Origin of the sequence: Pseudobutyrivibrio xylanivorans DSM 14809, from assembly GCF_900141825.1 — a bacterium.
GTDB lineage: Bacteria > Bacillota > Clostridia > Lachnospirales > Lachnospiraceae > Pseudobutyrivibrio > Pseudobutyrivibrio xylanivorans.
This window is the reverse complement of sequence record NZ_FQYQ01000031.1, coordinates 14,439-27,174: the sequence shown is the minus strand read 5'-3', so window position 1 is coordinate 27,174 and position 12,736 is coordinate 14,439. Positions and strand designations below refer to the sequence as shown.

The window sequence follows — 12,736 nt, the reverse complement described above, 5'->3', positions numbered from 1 at the left end:
TTCCAACTGTTGTCCCCCTGTACAAGGCAGGTTACCCACGCGTTACTCACCCGTCCGCCACTCAGTCAATAACTCGTCACCCCGAAGGGATCGTAAGAAATTGCTTCGTTCGACTTGCATGTGTTAAGCACGCCGCCAGCGTTCATCCTGAGCCAGGATCAAACTCTCATGTTAAGAATTTAATTCCGAATCAGTATAAAACTGACTTGTTTACTAATAAAGGTTTTGTTTCGTTTTAGAACTTAAATGAATTTCAAGGATACATGTTTTAAAAACTTGTATTAATTCAAGGTTTGTTTCACTGTTCAGTTATCAATCTACTTCTATTTGTTTGCTCTGTGTGACTTGCTGTCCCTCAGCGCTCGATTATAGTATCATCCCAATCGTCTGGTGTCAACGTATTTTTTATATTTTTTTAAAGTAAATCTATTCGTCAAAAATCAAGCTATTGTTGGAATTGTGTTAATACTTTACTCAATTTTCATATCCTATCACAGTTATTTAAAAATACTTTTAGGATATACCTTATATATGTGGTATTCTATACAATATGAGGGTTGTGTAAATAATTATAGGGGGTAATGCTATGAAAAGACATATGTCAAAATCTCTTTTTACTGTCTCAATGGCAGTAATCATGACAATCAGTACGGTTGGCTGTGGTAAAAATGAAGTAAACGTTCCTAATAAGGAAACTGTTCAAAATGAGTCTATTGATGAGGAAGATACTCCTATTCCAGCTACAGAAGAAGATACAAATACTATTGGTGTTAATCTTCTTGATAATGCCGACTTCAGTAATGGAACAGATCAATGGTTTACCTACTGCTTCGACGGTGAATGCGAAATCTCTGTAAATGACGACGGAGCTCTTGATGTAGATATAAAAAAGCTTGGATCTGTAGACTACGGCGTTCAGCTTTATCACGATGGGTTTGCCTTGGATGAAGGTTGTCAATACAAGATTGCTTTTGATGGATATTCTGATGTGGAACGACCTATTCAAATGCGTTTCCAAATCAACGGTGGTGATTACCACGCATACTATGAAGAGATCATAAATCTCGCTTCAGAGAATAATCACTATGAATATACTTTTAATATGGAAGAATCATCTGATCCTGCACCAAGATTTTGTTTCAATATGGGTATTGTAGACGGTATGGATGCTACAACAACGGAACACCATATTTACTTTGATAATTTCTCTCTTACAATAGAAGACGATTCCAAAAAAGTTGCTGGCAGCGGCCAACTCGAAATTCCAGACATAGCTGTTAATCAAATAGGATACCTTCCATCTGCACTAAAAACTGCCACAATTAAGGGCACAGGTTTAAAACAGAAAGCAAAACTAATCAACGAAACGACTGGTAAAACTGTATATGATGCAAAAATAGGTGGCGGAAAAGATAATCCTGATTCTGGTGAGAAAGAGGAAATCTTTGATTTCTCTCATATTAAAGATGAAGGCACTTACCATATAGAAGCAGGAGATGTTGTATCACCTTCATTTAAAATATCAAAAACTGTTTATGATGATGCAATTAAATCTACTATAAAGATGCTTTATTATCAAAGATGCGGCCAGGAACTTACAACTGATTTTGCGGAAGATTTTGCCCATCCATCCTGCCATAATGAAAAAGCTGTGTTATATGAAGAGCCTTCAAAGAAATTTGACGTATCAGGCGGCTGGCATGATGCTGGCGATTATGGCCGTTATACTGTAGCAGGCGCAACTGCCGCTGCGGATATTCTTCTTGCTTATGAAAAATATCCAAAAGTATTTGGTGACGATGTAGGTATACCTGAAAGTGGAAACAATATTCCTGATGTTTTGGATGAAGCCAAATATGAATTAGACTGGCTGTTAAAAATGCAGCGTTTCGATGGAGGTGTATACCACAAGGTAACTGGACATAACTTCCCTAGTGAAGTAATGCCACAAGATGAGACAGATGAACTCATTATAATGCCTGTTTCCACAACAGCTACTGGAGATTTTGCAGGAGTTATGGCTATCGCAGCCCGAGTATATGCTAAAACTGATAAAGCTTACGCCGATAAATGCCTCACGTCTGCAAAAAAAGCAGCCGATTACTTGAGCAAGACGAATCCAGATACAACTGGTTATAAAAATCCCGATGACGTTTCTACTGGTGAATACGAAGACAACTGTGATATAGATGAACGGTTCTGGGCATATGCAGAATTATTTAAAACCACTGGTGAAAAAGAATATGAAGATTCCATGCTTAAGGTACTCCCTACAAATGGCTATTCTTTAGGCTGGCAAGGTGTTGGCGGTTATGGAAGTTATGCTTATCTTTCTTCAAAAGGAGCAACATCTACTTCTAATATCAAAGCTGAAGCTAAGAAAATGGCAGATAAAATAATTGATAATTCAAAAATGTATAGTTACGGATCTTCTATAATAGGAAGTTATCCATGGGGCAGTAACCTTACAATTGCCAACAACGGTGAATATCTCCTAATGATGAAGAACATCCTTGGGGATAATAAGGAAACTGTAGACAAACAACTAAATTATCTCTTTGGAAATAATGCAACTGGTTATTGTTTCTTGACTGGATTTGGCACATTGTCTCCAGAACATCCACATCATAGACCTTCCCAAGCTACTGGTAAAACCATTCCAGGGATGATTGTGGGTGGACCAAACAGCGGATTGGATGATCCATATGTACAAAATGTATTAAAAGATACTCCATGCGCAAAATGTTATGCGGATAACTCTCAAAGCTATTCAACAAACGAAATAGCAATCTATTGGAATTCACCTGTAATTTATTTACTTGCTGGAGAAATCTCTGAAGAAAATAAATAATAAACAAAAAATAGGAGGCGGTCACAATCCGCCTCCTTATATAAGATCAAAATGCATTTTATTATATCTGTCCTATCCGCCCGGCCTTATATCCATTAGTAAACACAATAATGAAAAAAGAAATACCCGTAGAATAACTCTTTTCCTTGTGCCATTTTGACTATTGTGACTTTTTTGACGATGTTGACTATTTTGTAAATCTAGTGCCATCTGGATATTTTGCCTTCATTCCATCCCGAATCTGTCTCTTTTGCTATTTTCCTCGCTTTAGCCGCTTCTTCTTTCGCCCTGTTGGCTTCAGCCTCATCATGTGTAATTAGCTTTGCCATCTCATATTTATACACTTTAGAAACCGAACAACCAAATAACTCACTTCCATCTTCTCTGAAAACAGTTCGTACTAGTCGTGCCCTGATTTTAACATCACCAAAATCAACATTGATTGGTTCACTAGGAATGATGTTAATCCTCTTTTTGGAAACTATACCTACACCACCAAAGGATAAGTCTGCGGTGGTTGCCTCATACATATTATCACCCTGAGAAATAACTATATATTTTACAAGTGGGTATCTTTTATATCTCCTACGTTCCGTCTCATCTCCATATGCTCTCTTGCATACTATTAAATTCTGTTTCTTTCCACGGGCATCTGTAAAAGTAGCAACTTTTACATTACTCCAACTATATGCTTTGTGACCACTTGAGCAGAACAGTGTCATTTTATTATGATTAAAGGTCCAATTAATCTTTACAACTTTCCCCTTAAAGTTCACTCTTATATTTTCGCAACCTACATAACCGCAATCACGATAATTACTTTTTCCCAATGGAAGCGCAACCAACTTAGGGGTAATAGGAATGTCTATCTTCTTCTTACCCTTGATAATTCTAATATATGGTTTGTTAGCTGTCGTAATCTCAGATATTCTCATTGGCTACCTAACTGTAATGCTATACAGAATAATCTATTTTTGTCCCCGAATTACCAACTTCAGCTGCAAATTTTTCCCAATCGATTTCATTAAGCTGACTTCTCATATCGTCCTCTGATTCAGCTTCTATAGTCTTTCCAGATACTAGTTCTGCAAGGAATCTTATATTGCCATCCCCTAAAATATCTATTGTCATCTGCTTAATATAACCAAATTCATCGCTAAGCTTCTTTGATGAATCTATAGCTGACTCCATTTGGCCAAGTATCTTGTTAGAATACTCCTCATCATTTGCCATCTTTTCGATTTCATCACTGGAAATCATTACGGAATACTCTTTGTCACTAGCACTTGCTAAGCCATCCTTGTCATCATCCTTATTGGCTATAATAAAATCGTAGTCCTTATATTTCTCGCGAAGCTTCTTCAGATATTCCTGTGCCTTTGCAGATAACTTGCTTTCACTGTCATTAATTTTCTTTTCAGGAGTCTTGCTTGTTTCTTTTGTGTCCTGATTTTTTTCGTTTTTCTGGGCTCTCTTAGCAATTGAACCATACTGATTCAATGTGTTTCCCAATCCACCAATACCAACCATAATCTATACCTCCTTGTATTCTTATCGTTGTCATATAAAGACATTCTCACATCCATATGCCTAGTCTTCATATCTTATATCGGCGCCTTCAATTATAACTTAATAGCAAAATAATTATTTTTTCAAAAAAGATAGTTCACTGTAAAACACAGGGAACCTCTATTAGATTAATTCTTATCTCCACAAGCCTTTTAGGAATTTACATATATTCTGAATTATGTAACATATCTACTCTCATCTGGCCCAAGGTCTACTACTCTTTGAAAACCGGCAAACTGATACTTATCAAACTGAACTCCCTCCTCGATACTATCTCTGTCTATTGAATCGTCCGAATAGACTTTTTTTCTCTTCTGCCATCGTAAAATACATCTTTTTAGAGTATTCTTTGAACAAAAATAAGGGCATTGTGTATGTAAATATCTCAATCATTATAAAAAGTGTGATAATTCACCATTCTATGTCTTTCGTGGCCATGTTGTGACGGAATTCCTGCATAGCAACAGTGGCTTCGAGACTTTCTGGTATTCTAAAAAATGAGTATACATTTTATCGACAAATCACCTTGTTCTTTTATATTCAATATACATTCATTATTCAATTTTTTACCTTGCATAATATCTTTGTGCAATGAGCGCGCCTTCTCATCATCGGGATTTGTTTACAACATAAAAAAAGACTGCCCGACAGCAGCCTTTTCTAGGGAGAATGATATATGAAAAAGTTTTCAATCGCTCTTGCGATGATTAAATATTACATTTCTAAATTGTTCATGAATTGATTTCTATGTGAATTCTATGTGAAGTTTTGATTTTAAGTTCTATTTTTTGTTTGTTGATTCTTAAGCCATCTTTTCTTCACTCTATTTTAGGTTCTTATCCATTTGAGTCTTCTCATGGCAAATCCTGTTGTTATTTCGTTTCACAAGGTATTTTTCTTTCAATCATATATAAGATTATTTTCTGGGTCGTCATGCTCTACTCATAACATTTACAATTAGGTTGATGTTTGTTTCAATCATCCACAAAGAAATGTTACTAATATTTCTTTGTGGATATACGTATAAACATACTTTATAACCTATTTAAAGATCATGATATTCAATCATTTATATCTATATTTCAATTTATATAATCCAGCAGTCTCTTTTTTGATAAATTATGAATCTACTGATCCTTGCACACTATTTCAATTTATGCACGCATCGATTCATCTGTCGTGCAATTACATTTAATGCGTGAATATTCTGTTTATTTCCAAATCATCCGTCTGGCATTTGAGGTGTTTTTGACATGGCAATCACATCTTCGTCATTTTAGTCAAGTTATATAAATTCGTCCGCATATATCATTTAGTCATTTTAGTGACATTATACTCTTTCGGTATTTTCAATATTTTTTTTGTTTTTGTCATTATATATATTGCATTTCTTTTAGATAACTTTTATGTTTATAGAGTAATAAATATTTTTATAATTTATTACACTTGTGGCATTTAGAACATTTCATGTATTGAAAATGTCATAACAGCTATTAATGTTTATAATATTTAAAAGGTTTCTATTGCAATAAATACTACAGATATTATAAATGATTTAAACGTTTATGACGTTAATAGTATTATTAACATAGAAAATAATTGAAACATTAAAGACATGGTAGGTATCTATAATGTTATAAATATTTAAAGAGTTAAATAGGTCATAAATGCCAAAAATATTGTAAATATTAAAGGTATAATAAATATAAAAAATTCCTATAATATTTTTATTGCTTTGAATGTAAAAAATGAATATAATATATACTGTATTAAAAAGGAGAAATTTAACGATGAAAGTATTCGCATTTATTACAGCAAAAGGCGGCTGTGGCAAGTCAAGCCTTACCTTGGAAGCAGCAACAGTATTCGGTAATATGTATGGAAAAGATAAAGTTTTAGTAATAGATTTAGACCAACAGCTCTCGATTTCAAAAAACTGTGGCGCAGATACAGAGGCTCCAAACATTTTAGACGTTCTCCAAGGCGAAGTTCCAATTATGGATGCAGTACAGCATAATGATCTATTCGACATAATTATTGCTTCACCAAAGCTTGCTAGAGCAGATAACATTTTTGATAGAGCCGAAGAAGATGAATATCTCCTGGCAGATGTATTAGATTTTGCAAAAGACACATATGACTATGTATTTATAGATCCAGCACCATCAAGAAATATTCTACAGGAAATGCTTTATATAGCAGCAGATTACATCGTAATACCTACAAGAGTAGATGAAAGCTCGTTAGATGCCGTTGTAACCACCGAAAATGAGCTTAATCGCCTAACAAACGGAAGAAACAAGAAAAGCCACGCTAAACTCATAGGATACGTTTTAAACGAATATAACAAGCAAACAGCGCTCGGACAGATGGCATTAGAGACATTAGAGCAATCCAGTGAAGAAAAGGATAATAATCCTTTTATAGCAACTGTAAGCTCAGCTATCAGAGTTTCAGAAGCCAAAACACTTCACACAGCAGTATGCAGAACAGAAAAATCATCAAAGACAGGTAGAGAAATTTATGCAATTGTTGAGCAAATGCTCGAAAAAATAGGGGAGGATGCATAATATGAGTAAAAGAGATCTGCTTCGTAAAGCAAACGCTGGAAATGCCAAAAATCGTGGCACAGAAGCCGTTTTAAACGAAGAACCTGTTACTGTAAAACCAGTCGTTACTAAAAGTACCCCTGTTAAAAAGCGCATTATTGAAGAAACATCCGCTCCAACTGTAACAAAAGTTGAAGTAGAGGAACCTAAAGTTGAGACAGCAATTGAACCCGTTATTGAAATAACAAAAGGAGAGCCAGAAGTAAAACCTATAGTAGAACCTGTACGTGATGTTAAGGAAGAAGAGAAAGTTTTAGATGAAAAGATTTTACAGGCTCCTGAAAAAATTGAGGTTCCAAAAGCTACAGAAAATGTAGTTATACCAGAAACGACAGAATCGATAGAAACAACAAGAACTTCAGAAAATGTAGAAAAAACAGAAAGATCAATACCGTCAGTTTCTACAATTTCGTCAAAATCGTCAAAAATGACAAAACCAGCCGTCTCTGAGAATCTGGCAAAATATACAGGTAATAAGATATCAAAGAGTATTATGCTTACTGCAGAAGATAATAAGTTTTTAATAAAGCAAGCAGCAGCTCAGAAAAAACCAATACAAGATATTTTTGGTGAAGTAATGGCTGATGAAATTGAAGAAGTAAAAAAGGGAAATGTGGATGAAGAACTTGCAGAAACATTTTTGAAGTTAAAAGCAAATAACGAAAGAAGAAATGTTTTGATACCAGAAGATCTTTCAATGGCAATTGCAGATACAGCAAGTGAAATTCCACTTAAACAAGGAAAATTTATATTGTATGCTCTTTCAAGAAAAAGAAATGCATAAGAATAGAATGTAGGAAATCTTTTTTAGGGTTTCCTATTTTTTTTCTGTCGAGAAAGAGTATAGTAAAAGTAAAGTAAAGTATAGAAAGTATAGGAGATGTGAAAAAAGTCCTTTAAAATCAAAGAATTTTAGACTTTTGTGATGGCAAAAAAAAGAGTAAATAGTGGCAGATTAATGAGAAATGCTGGACATATTGATTAGAAAAGGGTGGCATATTAATGAGCAAATGACAGATTGATGAGTGATTTGTGGCAAATTAATTGCATGCCACAACATGACAAATTGATGAGAAGAAAAAAATTTGTAAAATATGTTCTAGATGGCAAAATGATGAGTGCGTAAATAGCGCAAATTGGCTTTTTTCAATTAGAATTATGATTGAGTGGCAAATTGATTAGATGCCACTCATGGCAAAATGATGAGTAAATAAAACTAATGAATATGGCAGATTGATGAGTGATTGTGGCAGATTAATGAGTGGATATTGATATTTTATTCATCAAATTGCCACATGCTATAAATGGCTTAAAATGGACATTTGTATTAATAAGATGATAGGTATATCATATGCGATGGCAAAATGATGAGTTAAAGTGGCAAAATAATGAGTTGCCATGTGCTGACAAATTGATGAGTGAAAAATAAAAGTTATTGCCTGAGGCTCTAATATTAAGTATAATTGTGACGTGGCAAATGAAAAACATGCCACAACAATTAGGGAGAGTAAAATGGCAATAAGAAAACGAGACGAAAACGGAGAATATAGAGAAGTCGATCCAGTAACTGGAAAGTTTATCGATGGAGAATTTCCATTGGCTAGCAATCTTGGTCAGATTGAACATCAGATGGTTGGTACAAGTCATGGAAGAGTAATTGATACTGATGATACTGATATTGAAGTAATAGATTCTGAAACAGGTCTAGCTGTTATTTCTGAGGACGAAGCTAAGATTAAACAGTTTATTAAAGAAGCTATCTCTATAGATAATCTTGTTGCTACATTTAATGATAACTCTCACGAGACACTTCTTAAGTTGTTGGCGCTTCAGGATAACAAACATCCATTGAAAAAAGGTGGTATCGGTATTGCTTATCGTACAGATGCTTTAATTATGCATTGTAAGATGGAGTTTACAGCTGATGAAAATGTTGTTTTTGATGCGATTCTTGGTGCAATGTCTTCATTCCCTGAGAATACAACATATAGAATAGAGCCATCAAGCTTTGTAAAATATTCTAGATATAAGAATTCCAATACAATTTATAATACATTTAAAAAAGGTACGGATAAGTTGAAGGAAAGACTATTAACCTTCGAAGAATTAGGTCCTGATGGCGAAGATGACATAATTGTACCATGGTTCAACATCCTTAGATATCATAATAAGAAGGATAAGAACAACTCTTATATCGAATTTGCACCTTCAGATTTCTTCAAAGACCTTGCGCTATGTTCACAGTTGGTACATGGTGCATACGGAAAACTTGAGGTGACAACTCAGTTGCAGGGTAAGTATACTATAGCCTTATATTGGTATTTGGAAAATATGAAGAGATATAAGGAATATCCTACAGCTACACCTGGTATCTTTGATTTATCAGTAGAAGAATTAAAGCATCAGTTTTCAATACCTGAAGCATATAAGAAAGCAGAGATTGAGCGAAGAGTGCTACGTCCAGCGATGGAAAGTATAAATTCTGTTGATGAGTGTGATTTTACATTCACATATGAAGCTAGATATGTTGATGGAAAGCATGTCGGTTACAGATTTGATATTGCAGAGAAAAACTATATTGATGCCAAGGTAGTTGAAGTAATAGAAGAAAAAGTGAATGATCCGATGGTTGATCAGCTTAAAATGTTCTTTACTGCGTCTCAAATTGAATTTAATGATGAGGAGATTTCCAGAATTTATAACTGTGCAAAACGAAATAACAAGGATGCTTATTATATGATGCAGATTATTCCTGCATTCAAGCAGCGACTTGATAATACTACGATGGAACCAATAGATGATAAGGTTGGTTATTTCTGTAGAATGATTGAACAGGGAACATCTCCTAAGGCTCCTGCACAGAATAGTCAGTCTAGCCAACAAAAGGCAAAGCCAGGATTTACCAATTTTAGTCAAAGAGATGTAGATATGGCTGAGCTCGAAAGAGCAATGTTTAACAAAAACAATTAATATTAAGTATTAAATAAGTGCGACAGATGAAATTTTACTGTCGCACTTATGTTTTTGTTGAAGGAACAAAAATCATCTGTGAGATACAATGATAGAAATTGGCGAATTATCAGAAATTTAAACACAAGGGATATAATAATAAACACATTAATAAATGGCGTCAAATAAAACAGTAGATTATCTATCAACAAAGTGAGATAATACACGTGTGTGAAAATTCGGGGTGTGGCTCAGTTGGTAGAGCGCCGCGTTCGGGACGCGGAAGTCGCGAGTTCAAGTCTCGCTACTCCGATAGCAACGTTACGATAGCATCATTTCCAATTATAATTTTAGGAAATGATGCTATGTTTGTTTTAACTACTTTTATATGCTAAGTAACAATTAGGTGATTACTTCATAAAATTACCTAATCATTATGATATTATTAATAAAATCGGGAGAAATGATTCGGGGTAAGTAACAATGATAGATGTATTGGGGACTTTGGGGCCAAGCTGTTCGGATGAAAAAATATTAGAGGCCATGTTTAGTGAAGGAATGACAGGCATAAGAATAAATTTATCTCATGTTATGTTAAGAGAATGCAGAGAGCAGATTAAAGCTATCAAAAGTGCGGCAGCTAAAATTGGTATTGATGCAAAGATTCTCATAGATATGCAGGGGCCAGAGCTTAGAATAGGCGAAATGAAAAAGCCTATATCCTTAAAAGAAGGACAGGAAATAAAACTGGGAAATGGAGAAATCCCTGTTGAGCCAATAATCCTGGAAAACATTAGGAATGGAATGGATATTCTGTTGGATGATGGAAAGATACTGGTTAATGTTAATGAAGTAGCAGATAAATATGCATGCGCTGTAGTTAAAAGAGGGGGAGTTTTATCTTCTAAAAAGAGTATTTTGCTGGTTGGTACAACTATCAACATGCCAGCTGTGACAGAAAAGGACCTTGAAAACATAAGTATTGCGCAGGAGCTTGGGATAACAGGAGTGATGCAGCCTTTTGTTCGTAGTCGAGATGATTTAATGGATGTTAGGCATGCACTTGAAAACTGTGGGGCCAAGGATATTAAGATATATGCCAAGATTGAAAACATAGATGGTGTAAATTCACTTGAATCTTTCATGGATGCTTGCGATGAGATAGTAATTGCCCGTGGTGATTTGGGAAATTGTATGCCACTTTGGAAGCTGCCAAGAGTGCAGAAACAAATTTCTCTAGTCTGTAATAAGTATAAGAAACCATTTATGGTTGTAACTCAAATGCTATCATCAATGGAACATAGTAAGGTACCAACAAGAGCGGAAGTAAGTGATATTTATAATGCTGCATTGGACGGTGCAAAATCTGTAATGGTGACCGGTGAAACAGCGGTAGGTGAATATCCAGTTGAGGTTATACGCTATCTCAGAAAAACTGTTAATGAGTGCCATACAAGAATAATAGATGAAAATATTTCGTTAGTTCCATATTACAGGAATGATGAAGTATCGTTACCTTGGTATCAGGACATAGATGTATGTAAGCAAGTGGATAATATTGATTTTGTGTATGATCATAATAGATTACGTACTATGTATGATTATTTGGATGCCCATGGAAGCCTCTATTATATTAGTTATAAAGGTACATTAATTGGAGATGTATCCCTTTGCGACAACGGTGAGCTGGCAATAGTTATTTGCAAGGAATACCAGAATAAACATATTGGACGAGCTTGCATTATGGATATGATAGAACTTGCAAGAGAAAAGGGAATGGAGAAGGTAAAAGCTAAGATTTATTCATTTAACACGCAGAGCTTACGCATGGTTCAATCACTGGGATTTGAAAAAGTTGCAGGTGAATGGTATGAATATGAATATGTAATAAAATAATTTACACTAATCTGTAAATGCGGTTTAATATAATTATGCTAATGAATACAATTTCTCAAGGAGAAACTGGATGAATAAAGGGTTAGGATCAACATCAAAAAGAAGTCGAATTGCAAATTATATGGATGCCTTTCCAGAGGAGTTTGAAGTGCTTGAAGATAATCTGGGAGCAAGTGAGCCTTCTATAAGACTTCAAACAAAAACAAGGGAGATTATTCTTTCGTGTGATGATAAGGGAAAGGTAATAGAGGAATTCCAATTGCGTCAAGGTGCAGGTTCCAGAGAGGAATTTATAATCAAACAAAAGGCTTATAATGCCATCAACGGATATTATAATGATTATTATACAGGAGCTAAAATTATAAAGAATTCTTTTGATGAAGGTGAATTGAAGCTAGAGCTAGCTGATAGAACTGTTACTTTAACCTATGATGCAGATACGGATAGTGTAGAGGAGAAAGACCGAGCTAAGCGTAAGCGAATGGAAGAAAAAGAGCCTGAATACAAACAATTATCCTTATTTGATTTACCAGAAAACACTATCACACCAAATAAAAAAACAAGCCAAAGTCAAATACCTACACAAGCAAAGGCGAAAGATTATGATAAATGGGCTGATGGAATTATCGTAAAGAATGTATGTAACAATAAAAAATATAAAGTTAAGCATGACAATGGAAACATAATAGAAGTGTTTGATAATGAACATGGTTATTTAATTATGGCCAGAGCTGATCTTAAGGTCGTGGATGAAGTTTAGAAGTAAGTAATTGTTACAAAAAACCTGCTTATTCGACTTATAAATCTAACATTTTACTAATTGCGTAAAATGAAAGGTTAGTGGTAAACTATTCGATAGTTT

General features: G+C 34.6%; 8 protein-coding genes, 1 tRNA gene and 1 rRNA gene. 7 read left to right on the top strand and 3 right to left on the bottom strand.

Annotated elements, in window-relative coordinates; all coding sequences use genetic code 11:
- Positions 1-174: ribosomal RNA gene (locus BUA88_RS14500) — 16S ribosomal RNA — on the bottom strand; the annotation flags it as partial.
- Positions 175-586: 412 nt separating this feature from the next.
- Between BUA88_RS14500 and BUA88_RS14495 the strand changes: the two genes are divergently transcribed.
- Positions 587-2,851, top strand: coding sequence for a glycoside hydrolase family 9 protein (locus BUA88_RS14495; RefSeq protein ID WP_072919243.1), 2,265 nt, complete (start codon positions 587-589; stop codon positions 2,849-2,851).
- Positions 2,852-3,051: 200 nt separating this feature from the next.
- On the opposite strand, the gene BUA88_RS14490 is transcribed toward BUA88_RS14495, so the two are convergent.
- Both BUA88_RS14490 and BUA88_RS14485 read right to left on the bottom strand, forming a co-directional pair.
- Positions 3,052-3,786, bottom strand: coding sequence for a PilZ domain-containing protein (locus BUA88_RS14490; protein WP_072919242.1), 735 nt, complete (start codon positions 3,784-3,786; stop codon positions 3,052-3,054).
- 19 nt (positions 3,787-3,805) lie between these two features.
- Complete coding sequence (locus BUA88_RS14485) at positions 3,806-4,381, bottom strand: DUF6033 family protein (protein WP_072919241.1); 576 nt, start codon at positions 4,379-4,381, stop codon at positions 3,806-3,808.
- A gap of 1,829 nt (positions 4,382-6,210) precedes the next feature.
- Between BUA88_RS14485 and BUA88_RS14480 the strand changes: the two genes are divergently transcribed.
- The 6 genes from BUA88_RS14480 (at position 6,211) to BUA88_RS14455 (ending at position 12,634) form a co-directional block, all read left to right on the top strand.
- Positions 6,211-6,990, top strand: coding sequence for a ParA family protein (locus tag BUA88_RS14480; protein WP_072919240.1), 780 nt, complete (start codon positions 6,211-6,213; stop codon positions 6,988-6,990).
- Position 6,991: 1 nt separating this feature from the next.
- Positions 6,992-7,813: a hypothetical protein gene (locus BUA88_RS14475; RefSeq protein ID WP_072919239.1), complete on the top strand. Its 822-nt coding sequence runs from the start codon at positions 6,992-6,994 to the stop codon at positions 7,811-7,813.
- Positions 7,814-8,541: 728 nt separating this feature from the next.
- Positions 8,542-9,999 carry a replication initiation protein gene (locus tag BUA88_RS14470; protein ID WP_072919238.1) on the top strand — a complete coding sequence of 486 codons (1,458 nt, stop codon included), beginning with the start codon at positions 8,542-8,544 and terminating at the stop codon, positions 9,997-9,999.
- Between the two features lie 219 nt (positions 10,000-10,218).
- Positions 10,219-10,291 (top strand) — tRNA-Pro (locus BUA88_RS14465).
- Positions 10,292-10,461: 170 nt separating this feature from the next.
- The gene (gene pyk / locus BUA88_RS14460) at positions 10,462-11,874 is read left to right on the top strand and encodes a pyruvate kinase (protein WP_072919237.1); all 1,413 of its coding nucleotides are present in this window, start codon (positions 10,462-10,464) and stop codon (positions 11,872-11,874) included.
- Between the two features lie 70 nt (positions 11,875-11,944).
- Positions 11,945-12,634, top strand: a complete 690-nt coding sequence (locus BUA88_RS14455; RefSeq protein WP_072919236.1) for a hypothetical protein — start codon at positions 11,945-11,947, stop codon at positions 12,632-12,634.
- Positions 12,635-12,736: the final 102 nt, after the last annotated feature.